The following is a 14,346-nucleotide window of genomic DNA, read 5'->3' as shown; positions in this document are numbered from 1 at the left end:
GATGCAAAAAGAAATGGCCTGAAAGGCAGCGAAGCAAAATTTGCAGAAGTAGAATTATTTTCGATAAGCCTTTAGGCTTTGCCGGTAAAAGGCCCTTATAGGGCCAGAACAAACCACCGGCTAAGCCGGTGGTTCTGATTTTAACTTGTATATGTTTGATATATATCTACCTGATCATAAATGCATCTCCATGAACTCCATGCATCAGCAGTCACGCAGATATAGTGAGTGCCATCATTAGAAATCATGTAGCTGGCACCGCAACAACCGGACTGATTGACAAATCCAGTCTTTGCACCCATTATTTCGCCATGGATATCCTTATCTTCTATCCTTCTCATGAACCAGTTAGAAATAGTGATTCCTTCCGGATGTTCAGATGTGGGCGATGTTGTATAGGTTCTGGCATTTAATACTTCATGACACAGGTCATTTTCTTCAGCGGCTTTGAGGATCATTGCCATATCTGTAAGTGTACAGTAATGGTCTTCATCGTAGACTCCAATACAATTGGTGAAATGAGCTGTATCTGATAAACCAAGTTCTTCAAGCTTCTCATTCATTAGCTCAACAAAAGCTTCTTGAGAACCGGCTACATATTCTGCAAGCATCATAGCTGCATCGGCACCTGATGGAAGTATGGTTCCATACATCATGTCTTTTACAGTCTGTACATCGCCGACTTTTAGTCCTACAGCACTACAATCCTTACTAAAGACATAGTTACCTATTTCCTGGGTCATTGTATATGTTCCGTCAAGTGAATCTATATGTTCGGCAGCAACTAAAAGAGTCAATATCTTAGTCATTGAAGCCGGATTAATCCTGACATTTCCATCCTTTGATGCAACGGCTTTTCCTGTATCCAGATTTACCAGAACACCATAAGAGCTTTGAACTTCCTCACTTGATATATAAGCTGTGTCTGAATCAATATCAACAATATATCCGTCAAAAAAAGAATCAGCATCTTCTGAGGCTTTCAAATATGGATTCTCTTCTTCTATTTCTACATCTTCAACGACTGTGTCTACAATTGTCAGCTCTGTAGTGGCTGCATCCTGCGCTACTTCTGTATTTTCAACAGGTTTATGCTTGAGTTTATATGCTAGAAAACAAATGCCAGAAGTTATAAGACCAAGTATTAAAACTAAAGAAGCAATATGAAAGCATATTTCAAGTTTTCTTCTTTTTTTATATTGAGAAGCGCTCATTCTTTGGCCATCTCTGGTTCGGTAATGTGTTTTTCTGTAATTCCCCATTTTAACTCCCAAAAACAGATTGGTTTGACTGCTAATTCTTTGAATTAATTATTTAAAATAGTAGCTTTTAAATATTAACATTATTTACTTTGCTACTTCAATGTAAAAAAATAACAAAAAAATACCCCGATATTTCTACTGTCTGAAATATCGGAGCTTTATAGGCGACATAAAGATATTTTATTTCACAGAAGCATATGTCTTCTTAAACTGGTTCTTATCAATAATAAAGATATTGTGCTCATCATCCTGACTTATTGCGATATAATCACCCTTCTGACCGAGCATATATTTCTCATTATCCCAATAAGTGAATAATTTTGTCATTTTTGTTAGTTTTTTTGCTTTGATATTCATATTGCCGGTTGATATGAAAGGTTTTACATAATCCATTAAGACATACGTTTTTCCGGTGTCAGCAATCTTTATTGTTGGATTATAATCCGTACTTAGCCTGAACTTTTTTCTTGTTTTTGTGTAGCTGCTAAGATAATTATCATTTGTGATCGGGACAACATCACCATTTTCAGTAATGACAAGCATTGTCTTATTTTTTATCTCAATATTTTTGTCACCTGAAAGTGTTCTGATGATAGCCATTGAACCCGGTGCAACAAAGTCTTTAGGATCGATCACGCCAACTACAAGATTTGATGAACGGTACTTTTTCATACTCTTTTGATCAATGGATGCCTTTTTTGCATAGATGATATCACAATCATCAAAATATGTATTAAGGCGTTCTTTGATTATATTGGAAATAGAATACCTGGCTGCCATATCTTCTATTTCAACATACTCGGGATACTGCTTTTTTATCAGTTCATTTTTTAATAGACCGCCGGCCTTTTCAACATGACCACCACCGGAACCTATTTTATTTGCAAGGAAAGAAGCAAGCTCATCTGCTCTTGTTTCCTTGGAACAGCTCCTTATAGAGAACTTAACACCAAATGATAAGATACTATATACAATGCAAACATCGACGGAATCTATTGCAATGATGAAGTCTCCTATCAGACCTAAGATATTAGGGTCACAAGGATCACTCTTTAATATGGCATATTTACCATTTTCATGATATTCAATGCCAAGCATTGCAACTCCTGCAACCTTTGCTTCACGAAGCGTAAGATTCATGTTTTTGAGCTTTAAAATAAGGCTCTTGTCATAGTCCAGACTCTCTATCATGTCTCGATCCAAAGGATGAGATATTTCAGAAAATGCGTTGGTATCTGAGTACAGACCATAATAAAGGGCTGTACTTATCTTTTTATCAAAAAAGTCTTCCTCTTTTTCAAGCTTAAGAAGATACCATATAGCAGTGCAACAACTACCAAGATTACTTCTTACTTCATTAAGCTTTGGCAGTGTGGTTGATACCTGATGATGATCGATCACCGCTACATTCTTCGCTGAAAATTTATGAACATTGCCCTCACCATACTGGCAATCAGCCATAAGAAGAAGCTCAGGCTTTGAACTAAGCTTTGTAACATATTCAATTGGAATATGGAGTCTTTCTATCAGATATACAAGATTACTCTTAGAAATTTCAAAATTTCCTGAATAAATAAATCTTACTTTTTTACCTTTATCTGAAAAGTATCTATAAAGAACATATCCTGAACAGATAGCATCTGCATCAGGATTATCATGGCACTGAATGACTATTGAATTATAACAAAGTAAACTGGATAATTTCATAAAAGCCCCCAATGAGTATATATTACACTATTGGAGGTTTTATGTAAAAAGAAAATTGTAAATGCGATACAAATATCAATTGATATCGTTGATTTTATTTTTTTAATATCGCAATTATTTATATTCAGTTGAATAGTATGGAATAATAAGCTGTTCTCCTGCCATTACCAGAGACGTATCACCAAGACCGTTGATATCTTCTATTTCACTGATATATTGATCAAGATTTTTGTATTTATCTGAGTCAAAATATCTCTCAGCAATATTACTGATAGTATCTCCAGTATGAACTGTTATGGTCTTATAATATTTGTACTCAGGAACAAAAGTCTCTGACTGAGCATCTGATAATAATGAAAAAGTAAAGAAGAAAAATGCAAATATCATTGCAGAAATTACTGTTATAAGGCTAATATACTGTCTTCGAACGATCTTCGCTCTGCGCTTTTTATTTTCTCTGATACGTACTTCACTTGGACTAAAAAATCTTGAATCATTATAAAGACTTGCTGCAGCCATCATTGCTTCACTCATTTTTATACCTCACATACAAAACCCAAACACTACTAACCAATCTCTCAACGAACATTTGTTACGAACAGCTGTTCTATATACATAGTAGCAGCCAAACATTTGTTTGTCAACAAAAATCGAACAAATTTTCCGAACAAACATTTGCTTTTGCAAATGAAGTTTGTTATACTGAATTAAGAAAATATTTGGGAGGTCCACATGGTTAAAGGGAATATATCAAAGAAACAGCAGGAAATACTGGATTATATTAAAGAGCAAACTCTTTCAAGAGGCTTTCCGCCTTCAGTAAGAGATATCTGCGCTGCAGTTAATCTTAAGTCTACTTCTTCTGTTCACTCTCATTTGGAAACACTTGAAAAAAATGGATATATCAGAAGAGATCCTACAAAACCTCGTGCAATTGAAATCTGTGATGATGGTTTTAACATGGTAAGAACTGAGATTGTCAGCATTCCCGTTATAGGTCAGGTAGCTGCAGGTGCTCCTATTCTTGCAGAGGAGAATATTGATTCATACATCCCTATTCCTGCAAGTATGTGTCCTAAGGGTTCAGATGCTTTTATTTTAAATGTTAAGGGTGATTCGATGATAAATGCCGGTATTTTTAACGGTGACCAGATTTTTGTTCAGGTTTGCAATACAGCAAAGAATGGTGATCAGGTCGTTGCGCTCATTGATGATTCAGCAACAGTAAAAACCTTCTACAAAGAAAAAGGTCACATCAGACTTCAGCCTGAGAACGATACCATGGAACCAATCATAGTAGACGACTGCACTATCCTCGGCAAAGTCTTCGGCATCATGCGCTTTTACAAATAACTATACTTTCTTGCGAGAGCAAAAATAAAATCCATTTGTGCCCATAGTTTTGTCCAGAGCTCGGGTAGTATTCGCAAAGAGACAGTAAATTCAAAATAATTCGCCTCATTTCCTTTCATGCTTATTCAAAACAGGAAATGAGGCGAATTATTTTTTATTAACAGTCTCTATTGCTCATACTAAATCGCTCTATCCAAAGCTATGGGCATGAATGGATTTTTCTATTTACTGTCAAGATAATATTTTTTAGCAGAACAGCAGATGCTGTGGAAGTTTAGACATAGTTATGTGAACGATTTATTTTGAAATGATGATAAATGGATATAAATAAGCCCACAAAAGACTTGTGCTCTGAATAAGCATGAAACAAGTCTTTTGTGGGCGTTTTATGTCCAATTTATCACATTGAAAAATACCGGAGTGAACATAACTATGTCTAAACTTCCATATCATCTGCGTCTGTTTATAAGAATGTATAGTTATTAGAGAGCGGAAGCATCGATAAGCTTGCCATCGCGCCAGATACGTTCAAGGTTGTAGAAAAGACGGTTTTCACTGTCAAATACGTGAACAATGATATCTCCAAAGTCAAGAAGAATCCACTTTCCTGTCTCATAACCTTCTACGTTTTTTGTATCGTGTCCGGATCTTCCGAGCTTTTCCTGAACATTATCAGCCAGAGCCTGAACCTGATTGATATTTGTACCGCTGGCAATCACAAAATAATCTGCAAGTGTAGATATTTCACTTATATCAATAACGTGAATATCCTCTCCCTTTCTGTCCTCAAGGGCTTCAACAGCCATTTTTGCCATGTTTTTTGAAATCTCTATATCTGCCATATATAACCTCGATTATTCGTAATATTTTTTGTAGAAATGATAAGCATTCAATGTAGCTTCATCGCATTCTTTACCAATTGTTTTTAAATAAATAACAGAATTATGAAGAATATGAGCAAGGCACTTATCCAGATCAGTAAAAGCTTCTTTCCTGATTATTTCCATATCTTCAAGCGGTTTTCTGTTTGGCTCAATGAAATCTGCTATATAGACGATTTTTTCAAGAAGAGTCATGTTTTCCCGACCTGTAGTATGCCATCTGATAGCACCCAGTATCTCAGTATCATAAACGTCGTACTTTGTTCTTGCAAGATACATTCCGACTTTTGCATGTAATAGGGAATGATTTTTCCTTTCTACATCTGTAAGCTCAATATTATTCTTTTCACAGATTTTTATCTGCTCTTCATGCGACATACATTTAGCACAATCATGAAGCATTCCGGCTATTAATGCCTTATTAACATCAGCACCGTAAATAAACGCCATATTTGCAGCGGTATAAGCAACACCAAGAGTATGATCAAATCTGTCTGGTTTAAGTTCCTTAGAAAGCTCTTTTCTAAGTCTTTGAGTTATTTCAATTGTCTTCATTTGTATAATCCTTTTATACATAAGAATTCAATTACTTCATCCGGAACCATATATCTTATAGATCTGCCGGTACGAACACGATTACGAACTTCAGTAGCAGAAATATCAATTCTGTTAAATTTCAGAAGTCTTATATCTGCTCCATAAATTGTTCCAAGCTCTTTACGTTTTTTATCAAGGGCTGCAAGATTATCATCTTCTCTTACAGCAGCCAGAATAGTACATGACTGCAGAAGTTCTTTTGATTTATACCAGTTGTCAATACCAATCACTGAATCTCCGCCCAGAATAAGGAATAATTCATCTCCCGGATACATAAGCTTAAGTTCCTGAATGGTATTGTAGGTGTAAGTTCCATCAGGTTTATCAATCTCAATTCTTGAGCAGGTAAAATAAGGATTATCATTAATGGCCATTTTTACCATCTGATAACGAATTTCACCACTCGTAACTTCGGTTCTGTTTGGTAAGTGTGCAAGATTGTTAGGTATAAAGATTACTCTGTCCAGTCCAAACTGCTCCCTTGCAGATTCTCCAAGAAGCAAATGAGCATTGTGGATAGGATCAAAGGTTCCACCAAGTATTCCTATTTTTCTGCTTTCCATATTACTACCTCCGGCCGTTAAAAGAATTAAGCTTTCTTAGTTTTAGGAAGTACAATCTTTGGATTATCTTTAAATGGTTTATATAAAACAAATTTACGTCCAATAACCTGAACAAGATCTGATCTTGTTCTTTCTGAAATCATTATAGCAACATTATTAACATCTTCGACACAATTTTTTAAAACTGTAATCTTAACAAGCTCGTGTGTGTTAAAAGTTTCTGCAATAGCATCTGTTATTTCAGGTGTTACTGTTGCTTTTCCGATTTGAAAAACAGGATCTAAATCTGCAGCAAGACTCTTTAAATAAGCTCTTTGTTTACTTGTTAATGTCATTCTTCTTCATCCTCATCTTCAGATACGGGCTGAGTATCTGCATTTCTGTAATATTCAAAACTATAGCCATACATTCTGACTGTGTCACCTTCACCGATATGAAGCTTTTCAAGTTCATCAAGAATACCATTATCAGCAAGGAACTTCTGGAAGAAAGCAAAACCTTTCTCAGATTCAAGATTGGTATAGCCAAGCATTTTCTCAATTTTAGGGCCTTCAATCACGTATTCGGCAGTATCTTTGTCATAATAAACAGAAAATGCTTCATCTGAATCCCTCATCATGGTTTCAGGGAAGAATTCCTGTTCAAATACCACTGATTCCTGTGGAAGTTCAGAAAGAGCTCTACTTACATAGTATAACAGTTCCTGAATACCTTTTCCAGTAAGGGTTGAAGTTGCAAATACTTTTACACCAAGCGGTTCATATTTGTCACGAATTTTTTGTATGATTTCAGCCTCTTCACCATCAGGCAGCATATCAATTTTATTTGCAGCTATTACCTGTGGTTTATTTGTTATATCAGCATTATAGTTTTTTAATTCATCATTGATAGCATCAATATCCGCAATCGGGTCTCTTCCTTCAGTAGAAGCAGCATCAACCACATGTATCATCATGCGGGTTCTTTCTATATGCCTTAAAAATTCGTGCCCAAGTCCAGCACCTTCTGATGCACCTTCTATAAGTCCCGGAATATCGGCAACGACAAAACCTTTTGCATCATTTAAATCCACTACTCCAAGCATAGGTGAAAGAGTTGTAAAATGATAATTTGCTATCTTGGGTTTAGCATTTGACACTTTTGAAAGGAAAGTAGATTTACCAACATTTGGGAAACCTACAAGTCCAACGTCAGCAATCACTTTCAGTTCCAAAATAACTTCAAGAGAAAGAGCCGGTTGTCCCGGCTGAGCGTATTTAGGTGCCTGCATAGTAGAAGTCGCGTAATGCATATTACCATTACCACCCTTGCCACCCTTAAGTACAACAACCTCTTTATTGCCGCTACTCATATCAGCAATAACTTTTCCGGATTCGGCTTCTTTAATAACCGTGCCCTCCGGAACCTTTATGTAAAGATCCTGGCCATTCTTTCCATGGCATCGTCTCTTATTTCCATCCTGACCATTCTCTGCTTTATACTTTCCACCATAATGGAAATCAGCAAGAGTATTTATTCCTTCATCAATAACAAAGATAACATCGCCACCTTTGCCACCGTCACCGCCATCAGGGCCGCCATTGGGAACATATTTTTCTCTTCTGAATGAGATATGTCCGTCTCCGCCCTTACCACTCTGTATAAAGATTCTAGCTTTATCTACAAATACCGGCATTAATTTCTCCTCTATAAACAATAGTTTATATCTGACTAAATCATTTCGGATTATGATACAGTAACTCGACACAATACGTATCGAACAGTATCATGCTCCTCAAAAATCGAATATGATCTGGTAAAAAAGAAGGCTCCAAACATAAAAGTGTTTGAAGCCCGCTTAAACAAATTACTTATTCTCTACAGGATGAACGCTAGCCTGCTTTTTATCTCTGCCCTTGCGCTCAAATCTAAGAACACCATCAACAAGTGCGTATAATGTATCATCGCTGCCGATTCCTACATTAACACCAGGATGAATGTGTGTTCCACGCTGTCTGTATAAAATATTACCGGCCTTTACGAATTGTCCGTCAGCTCTTTTTGCTCCAAGTCTCTTTGACTCTGAATCTCTACCGTTCTTAGTAGATCCAACACCCTTCTTGTGAGCAAAAAATTGAAGGTTCATATTCATCATGACTTATTCCCTCCTAAATTTAATGTTCAGAAATTTCTTTCCATACTGTTGGAATATACTGTCTACTCCAAGTTCAAAAGATCTTAATAATAAATCTGAATCATAACTCGGTTCATCTTTAAAACTAAGCTTTATCAGTCCCTTGTCTTCATCCTGCACAACGCTTATCTCATCATCGGTAAAATTATCAATTGAATTGATAAGATTTATAGTAAGGACTGAAACAGCTGCGCATACAATATCATTGCCATAATCAGCAAAACCTGCATGACCATTGCATTCAATGGATTTGTATTTATCAACGGACGTCTTGGTAATTGTAATAGTAGTCATATAATTCCAATTGTTAATAATTACATAGAGATCTTTTCAATCTTTACAAGTGTGAATGGCTGTCTGTGACCATTTTTCTTATGGTATCCAGTCTTTCTCTTGTACTTGTAAACAACAACCTTCTTACCACGACCCTGCTCAACAACTGTAGCGCTAACCTTAGCACCGTTAACATCGCCGGCAACCTTAAGAGTCTTGTCATCGTTTACTGCAATAACATTATCAAATGTTACTTCTTTTCCGGGCTCAACATCAAGCTTCTCAACTCTGATTTCATCACCCTCGGAAACTTTGTACTGCTTTCCACCAGTTACAATAATTGCGTACATAAGTTACCTCCTTCTTCAAAAAAACTCGCTAACTTTGGCGGGGTAAAAACCCACTTTTGCCTAGTTATGCGGCATACCATGATATATTAGCATTGATGTTTACTAATGTCAACAGGTTTTTCAACATCATGTAAGATTTCTTTTAATGATTTATCGTTTTTATTTCTTGTAAGTTCCATAATGCCCAATCCGGTTATGTCAATAAAGCTGGTGTGAACATAATCCATTCTGGCATAACTTGTCACAATATCTATAAGGTCTTTATAATCCTCTTCGTTTTGCATGTTGATAAAATCTATCAAAATCATTCCGGATAAATTGCGTAAACGAATTTGCCGCATTATTTCAACAGCAGCTTCCATATTGACTTTTTTTGAAATGTCTTTCTTTCCGGTGATTGCTTTTCCGGAATTAACATCTATGGCATTAAAACTTTCAAGCTGCTCTATTATCAGATATGCACCGCTTTTAAGCCATACTTTATTAGATTTAAGTTCATCAACCTTTGAATTAATTCCATGTATTCCGTTATCTTTAACAACAATAGGATCAATAATATCTCTTGTTTTTAAAAATGCTTTGGCTTTATCAATGTATGGAGCATTTATATCGTCATTTTCGGAATAAATTGAAAGCTCTTTTGAATATAATAAGCTGCCACAGGTCCTGCAAGAAGCATTAGTAATGATATGAATCAAAAGCTCTATGCATTCTCTGGCATCATCAAGTATTGCATTATTATCATCAGACGAAATATCAACGGCATTGGTTCTTATTATCATTCCAACTGATGTGCCGCCTAGTTTGTTAATATAGTCTTGTGTTAATAAATAAAAGCTTTCCTTAACATCACCTGCAAGTCTTTTTCTTGTTTTGTCATCAAGCTTTAAAGATGCTCCTACTCCACATCTTCCCAAAGTTATAACTGTGTATTTGCCGGATAAAGAAATATAAGTGGTAAGCTTTGTTTTTTTGGTTTTTATTTTCTCAACTTCAACCTGTACTACAACTTCATCGCCGGCCTTAACATTTTCATTGGTGCTGAGCTTTCTGTTTAATACGCAAACCGGCAATATGTTCTTTAAAGGCAGATAACCTATTTCATCACCATTATATCGTACAAATGCGGCATTAATATTCTTAACAATATGATCTACCCGGCCAATGTATATATTATTAAGTTCTTTTTTTCTGACAAACTCCAGAAACTCAAGCTTATTATCAATAAAAGCTGCAACAAGCGGTGCTCCGTGATAAGCGGATGTAACAATCTCAGCCATTTAAATAAAACCTCTTTTGATCATTGGTAACAATAAAAGGCTCAATATATTTTGTATCGCCATCCTCAACAAGCTTATAAATATCAACTCTGTGAAGAGAAAGCATAGATACGGAAAATTCTTTATCAAGGCTCTTAAAAAATCCTTCAAATAAAAGAGCCGGTTTAAGAGTTTCGGAACTGCTCATACTCAGCAAAAGATCAACTGTTTCATTTTGAGGATCAAGCTTATAGTCAAAGACCATGTGTTTCATATCAATTTCTTTGAAACCGCTCTTTGTCTTTTTCATAGCCGGAAGCTTATCATTTTTTAAATACTTATCAAACTCTGCGATCCAGTCAAAATCAGGCTTTGACGACTCCCTGAACCCAGCTGTATATCTTGCTGCATAAACATCGGTCATAGCTTTGGAAGTTGCTTCATCAAGCTCGTCTATTGCGATAATTTTAATACCTTCATTCATAACAGAATTAAGTTTATCCATAACATCCGTTACTGAAGTCATGCTGTTAACTGTCATATCAAGGTATTCGCCGTCGCTTGTAACACCTACACTTAAGGGCTGAGCAAAAGAAAGGAGCTGATGGGGACTAAAGCCTTTTGAATACTTTATATCTATTTCGGCTCTTCTTATTGCTTTTTGAAAATATCTCATAATATCAAGATGTCCAACAAACTTGATCGGACCATGCTTGATAAATTTTACACGTAATTTATTCATGAACTTTTCTCCTACGATAACGTAAGCTTAAATATTGCCTGCCACAGCCTGAAACTGATACTGAAACTTTACATAATCAGCTTCAAGCTTTGCCATTCTCAGTACAAACTCCAACTCCATAAGATGCTGCACCGCATCCAAGGCATGAAAGCCTGCAGTTTGATGAAGGTTTGTTTTCAAGTGCATTTTTCCATTCTCTTAAAAGAAAGCTCTTTGAAACGCCGCAATTTAATATATCCCAAGGGAATATTTCATCTTCCGCACGTTCTCTTGTTGTGTAAAAGAAAGGATCAATTCCACACTCTTCAAAAGTTTCCATCCAGGTATCGAATTTAAAATATTCTCCCCAGGCATCATATATGCAGCCCTTTTTATAGGCTTTAAGAATAACTTCATTTAACCTTCTGTCACCACGCGCCAAAATTCCTTCCATCATGCTTGCATCAGCTTCATGCCAATTGTATTTAATATGTTTCTGATTGAGCTGAGACATAATACCTTTTCTTGTTTTATTTGCTTTATCAAGAAATTCTTCTTTGGTATTCATAGGTGCCCACTGAAAAGGTGTAAATGGCTTGGGAACAAAAAATGAAGTACTTGCAACGATATCAATTGTTCTTCCGTTTCTTTTCTCTTTGGGTACGGTTTCAAAGTATTCAACAGCTACCTTATTGGCAATATCACCAATTCCAAGTATGTCTTCATCTGTCTCAGTCGGAAGACCGAGCATAAAATACAATTTTACTTTATTCCATCCACCCAGAAATGCTTCGTGAGAACCTCTTAAGATGTCTTCTTCTGTAAGTCCTTTATTTATAACATTTCTCATTCTTTGAGTTCCGGCCTCGGGAGCAAAAGTAAGACTGCTCTTTTTTACATCCTGTACTTTACTCATTACATCCAGAGAAAAAGCATCAATTCTAAGTGAAGGCAATGAAATATTTATTTTCTTTTCATTACAGTGCTTAATTAGGAAATTTATAAGTTCAGGCAATTTTGAATAATCACTTGAGCTTAAGGAACTAAGGGATATTTCTTCATAACCTGTGTTTTTTAAAGCTTCAAGGGCAAGTTCTTTTAAATGATCCACGTCTTTTTCGCGAAGTGGTTTATATATTGACCTGCCTGGCAGAAACGGCAACCTCTGATACATCCTCTCATTATCTCCAAAACAACTCGGTCCTGAGTTATTTTAATGTAAGGAACTACCGGTTTTGTGGGATAAAACTGATTGGAAATATCAAGACACATTTCCTTTTTGATTTCAGCCGGAACATCCTCGTAAATAGGTTGCATGGAAAGAATAGTTCCGTCCTCTTTGTATTTAACATCATAAAATGACGGCACATAAATTCCGGAAATATGGGAGCAGCGGCGCAGGAATTCCTGACGTGAAGTACCTTCTTTTTTGCAAGCCTTATATAAATCAAATATTTCTCTATATTTTGTTTCACCTTCACCAATATAAAACATATCAAAGAAGTCTGTTATCGGTTCAGGATTATAAGTGCAAGGCCCTCCGCCAATAACAATCGGTTGGTCCCAATCCCTGTCTTTGGCTAAAAGAGGTATCTTTGAAAGGTCTAATATCTGCAAAATGTTTGTGTAACACATTTCATACTGAATTGTGAAACCAAGGAAATCAAATTTTCTGATTTCATCCTGTGATTCTAACGCAAAAAGAGGAATGTCCTTTTCCCTGAAGACTTTGTCGGCATCTACCCAAGGTGAGTAGACTCTTTCGCACCATACATCATCATAGGAATTAAACATTCCGTAAAGAATCTGAATACCAAGATGAGACATGCCTATCTCGTATACATCCGGAAAACACATGGCAAATCTTATATCAACACTGTTTTTATCTTTATAGACACTGTTGACCTCATTTCCAATGTATCTTTCGGGTTTCTCAAGTTCAAGCAAAGTCTCATCGCTAAGAGCTAAGTTTTCGTTCATATCTTTTCCTTATCTTCGTGACAATTCGTCTGTTATATCCTCCCAGCTTACATTTTTTTCTGCCATGAGGACCATCATATGATACAGGAAATCAGACATTTCGTAAACTATTTCATTATCATTTGGATTTTTTGCAGCTATAACTATCTCCGTTGCCTCTTCTCCTACCTTTTTAAGAATTTTATCTATACCTTTATCAAAAAGATAGTTTGTATACGAGCCCTGTCTCGGATTAACTTTTCTGTCTTTAATGACTTCAAAAACATCCTCCAGTACTTTTTGAGGATTCTTTTTTTCAAAATCAGTTTTTGCAATTTCATTAAAAAAGCATGAATAGCTACCTGTATGACAAGCAGCTCCGATCTGCTTAACACTTGCCAGAATCGTATCCATGTCACAATCAGCATAAAGAGCTTTGACAAACTGATAATGAGAACTGGTTTCTCCTTTAATCCAAAGAGATTTTCTGCTGCGACTGTAATATGTCATTTTTCCTGTTTCGAGAGTTCTATTATAAGCCTCTTCGTCCATATATGCCAGCATAAGAACCTGATCGGTTTTATAATCCTGAACAATAACAGGAACCATTCCGTCAGAATTCTTTTTCAGATCATTCCAGGAAAATGCAGGTTTAAGCGTGAAAAGTTCAAGTCCGTTATCAACAATGGATTTTTTGTAGCAATCCGCTTTCTCAAGATATTCATCAATAACATAAGTGATTGTAAAATCAATATCTGTACCGGCAAGATCTCTCTCTGATTTCGGAAAATAAACAAGCTCAACGGAATATTTTTCGATTAGATTTTTATCGGTTTTCAGTTCGCTTTCAGAATCAAAAAGCACAAGAATTTTTTCTTTTCCGAATTTCTCAGATACTTCAGCGGTAACAGCAACTTCACTGTCTTTGGAATAATTAAGCGCAACCTTCGCACAGCCTGCATACAAGAGCTTTTTTACATCTTCCATTCTCTTAATATTGCCTGCTCCGATAATATTACCATCAGCTTTTTTGCATATAAGCTTTATCATATCCAAAGCTTTTTCGTGTGCCTCATCAGTCTGACCTTCAGATAAATCATAAACAAAAATACTTCCGATACCGCTTTTATTCAATTCATCAACATATAAAAGCGGATCATCATAAACAACAGTCCTATCATTTATGCCTTTAACAGCTTTTTCGTTGAACAGATATATACTTGGAATGATCTTTCTGATATTTGACAT

Annotated in this window: 15 protein-coding genes and 1 pseudogene; 1 reads left to right on the top strand and 15 read right to left on the bottom strand. The window is 35.9% G+C overall.

Translation table 11 applies throughout. The features are described 5' to 3' along the window. Positions 1-140 precede the first annotated feature (140 nt). From J6O61_RS17490 to J6O61_RS17480, 3 genes are all read right to left on the bottom strand, one after another. A complete protein-coding gene (locus J6O61_RS17490; RefSeq protein WP_292215599.1) occupies positions 141-1,262 on the bottom strand; it encodes a D-alanyl-D-alanine carboxypeptidase family protein in 1,122 nt (373 codons plus the stop codon). A 180-nt stretch (positions 1,263-1,442) separates the two neighbouring features. Then, positions 1,443-2,969 carry a DHH family phosphoesterase gene (locus J6O61_RS17485; protein WP_292215598.1) on the bottom strand — a complete coding sequence of 509 codons (1,527 nt, stop codon included), beginning with the start codon at positions 2,967-2,969 and terminating at the stop codon, positions 1,443-1,445. A 114-nt stretch (positions 2,970-3,083) separates the two neighbouring features. Continuing rightward, on the bottom strand, positions 3,084-3,503 hold the full coding sequence (locus tag J6O61_RS17480; RefSeq protein WP_292215597.1) for a LysM peptidoglycan-binding domain-containing protein: 420 nt from the start codon (positions 3,501-3,503) through the stop codon (positions 3,084-3,086). Between the two features lie 198 nt (positions 3,504-3,701). Here J6O61_RS17480 and lexA point away from each other — a divergent pair, with 198 nt between their 5' ends. Next, entirely contained in the window at positions 3,702-4,322 is a 621-nt protein-coding gene (lexA, locus tag J6O61_RS17475) for a transcriptional repressor LexA (protein ID WP_292215596.1), read from the top strand. A gap of 482 nt (positions 4,323-4,804) precedes the next feature. On the opposite strand, the gene rsfS is transcribed toward lexA, so the two are convergent. The 12 genes and pseudogenes from rsfS to hisIE form a co-directional block, all read right to left on the bottom strand. Next, a complete protein-coding gene (gene rsfS, locus J6O61_RS17470; RefSeq protein ID WP_292215595.1) occupies positions 4,805-5,164 on the bottom strand; it encodes a ribosome silencing factor in 360 nt (119 codons plus the stop codon). A gap of 12 nt (positions 5,165-5,176) precedes the next feature. Further along, the gene (yqeK, locus tag J6O61_RS17465; RefSeq protein ID WP_292215594.1) at positions 5,177-5,758 is read right to left on the bottom strand and encodes a bis(5'-nucleosyl)-tetraphosphatase (symmetrical) YqeK; all 582 of its coding nucleotides are present in this window, start codon (positions 5,756-5,758) and stop codon (positions 5,177-5,179) included. After that, complete coding sequence (gene nadD, locus J6O61_RS17460) at positions 5,755-6,363, bottom strand: nicotinate-nucleotide adenylyltransferase (protein WP_292215593.1); 609 nt, start codon at positions 6,361-6,363, stop codon at positions 5,755-5,757. Before nadD ends, yqeK begins: the two co-directional genes overlap by 4 nt. Before the next feature lie 26 nt (positions 6,364-6,389). Continuing rightward, complete coding sequence (gene yhbY, locus J6O61_RS17455; protein ID WP_292215592.1) at positions 6,390-6,698, bottom strand: ribosome assembly RNA-binding protein YhbY; 309 nt, start codon at positions 6,696-6,698, stop codon at positions 6,390-6,392. Then, the gene (obgE, locus tag J6O61_RS17450) at positions 6,695-8,038 is read right to left on the bottom strand and encodes a GTPase ObgE (RefSeq protein ID WP_292215591.1); all 1,344 of its coding nucleotides are present in this window, start codon (positions 8,036-8,038) and stop codon (positions 6,695-6,697) included. Before obgE ends, yhbY begins: the two co-directional genes overlap by 4 nt. A 171-nt stretch (positions 8,039-8,209) precedes the next feature. Next, entirely contained in the window at positions 8,210-8,497 is a 288-nt protein-coding gene (rpmA, locus tag J6O61_RS17445) for a 50S ribosomal protein L27 (protein WP_022774002.1), read from the bottom strand. 3 nt (positions 8,498-8,500) lie between these two features. Next, positions 8,501-8,830 carry a ribosomal-processing cysteine protease Prp gene (locus tag J6O61_RS17440; protein WP_292215590.1) on the bottom strand — a complete coding sequence of 110 codons (330 nt, stop codon included), beginning with the start codon at positions 8,828-8,830 and terminating at the stop codon, positions 8,501-8,503. A gap of 20 nt (positions 8,831-8,850) precedes the next feature. Continuing rightward, positions 8,851-9,159: a 50S ribosomal protein L21 gene (gene rplU / locus J6O61_RS17435; protein ID WP_292215589.1), complete on the bottom strand. Its 309-nt coding sequence runs from the start codon at positions 9,157-9,159 to the stop codon at positions 8,851-8,853. Between the two features lie 86 nt (positions 9,160-9,245). After that, entirely contained in the window at positions 9,246-10,439 is a 1,194-nt protein-coding gene (locus tag J6O61_RS17430; RefSeq protein WP_292215588.1) for a ribonuclease E/G, read from the bottom strand. After that, the gene (locus J6O61_RS17425; RefSeq protein ID WP_292215587.1) at positions 10,432-11,160 is read right to left on the bottom strand and encodes a TIGR03936 family radical SAM-associated protein; all 729 of its coding nucleotides are present in this window, start codon (positions 11,158-11,160) and stop codon (positions 10,432-10,434) included. Before J6O61_RS17425 ends, J6O61_RS17430 begins: the two co-directional genes overlap by 8 nt. Positions 11,161-11,242: 82 nt before the next feature. Continuing rightward, positions 11,243-13,119 (bottom strand): annotated as a pseudogene (locus J6O61_RS19660) (TIGR03960 family B12-binding radical SAM protein). A gap of 9 nt (positions 13,120-13,128) precedes the next feature. Then, positions 13,129-14,346 carry a bifunctional phosphoribosyl-AMP cyclohydrolase/phosphoribosyl-ATP diphosphatase HisIE gene (hisIE, locus tag J6O61_RS17415; protein WP_292215586.1) on the bottom strand — a complete coding sequence of 406 codons (1,218 nt, stop codon included), beginning with the start codon at positions 14,344-14,346 and terminating at the stop codon, positions 13,129-13,131.

This window comes from Butyrivibrio sp. (assembly GCF_017635265.1).
Taxonomy (GTDB): domain Bacteria; phylum Bacillota; class Clostridia; order Lachnospirales; family Lachnospiraceae; genus Butyrivibrio.
The sequence above is the reverse complement of the archived record's forward strand: the minus strand, read 5'-3'. Positions and strand labels throughout refer to the sequence as shown.

Excerpts from the sequence above, each read along its gene's own strand:
- rpmA (WP_022774002.1), bottom strand. The coding sequence starts at position 8,497 with ATGATGAATATGAACCTTCAATTTTTTGCTCACAAGAAGGGTGTTGGA.
- yhbY (WP_292215592.1), bottom strand. The coding sequence starts at position 6,698 with ATGACATTAACAAGTAAACAAAGAGCTTATTTAAAGAGTCTTGCTGCA.
- J6O61_RS17485 (WP_292215598.1), bottom strand. The coding sequence starts at position 2,969 with ATGAAATTATCCAGTTTACTTTGTTATAATTCAATAGTCATTCAGTGC.
- rplU (WP_292215589.1), bottom strand. The coding sequence starts at position 9,159 with ATGTACGCAATTATTGTAACTGGTGGAAAGCAGTACAAAGTTTCCGAG.
- J6O61_RS17440 (WP_292215590.1), bottom strand. The coding sequence starts at position 8,830 with ATGACTACTATTACAATTACCAAGACGTCCGTTGATAAATACAAATCC.
- rsfS (WP_292215595.1), bottom strand. The coding sequence starts at position 5,164 with ATGGCAGATATAGAGATTTCAAAAAACATGGCAAAAATGGCTGTTGAA.
- obgE (WP_292215591.1), bottom strand. The coding sequence starts at position 8,038 with ATGCCGGTATTTGTAGATAAAGCTAGAATCTTTATACAGAGTGGTAAG.
- J6O61_RS17425 (WP_292215587.1), bottom strand. The coding sequence starts at position 11,160 with ATGAATAAATTACGTGTAAAATTTATCAAGCATGGTCCGATCAAGTTT.
- J6O61_RS17430 (WP_292215588.1), bottom strand. The coding sequence starts at position 10,439 with ATGGCTGAGATTGTTACATCCGCTTATCACGGAGCACCGCTTGTTGCA.
- yqeK (WP_292215594.1), bottom strand. The coding sequence starts at position 5,758 with ATGAAGACAATTGAAATAACTCAAAGACTTAGAAAAGAGCTTTCTAAG.
- hisIE (WP_292215586.1), bottom strand. The coding sequence starts at position 14,346 with ATGTCAAATATCAGAAAGATCATTCCAAGTATATATCTGTTCAACGAA.
- J6O61_RS17490 (WP_292215599.1), bottom strand. The coding sequence starts at position 1,262 with ATGGGGAATTACAGAAAAACACATTACCGAACCAGAGATGGCCAAAGA.
- nadD (WP_292215593.1), bottom strand. The coding sequence starts at position 6,363 with ATGGAAAGCAGAAAAATAGGAATACTTGGTGGAACCTTTGATCCTATC.
- J6O61_RS17480 (WP_292215597.1), bottom strand. The coding sequence starts at position 3,503 with ATGAGTGAAGCAATGATGGCTGCAGCAAGTCTTTATAATGATTCAAGA.
- lexA (WP_292215596.1), top strand. The coding sequence starts at position 3,702 with ATGGTTAAAGGGAATATATCAAAGAAACAGCAGGAAATACTGGATTAT.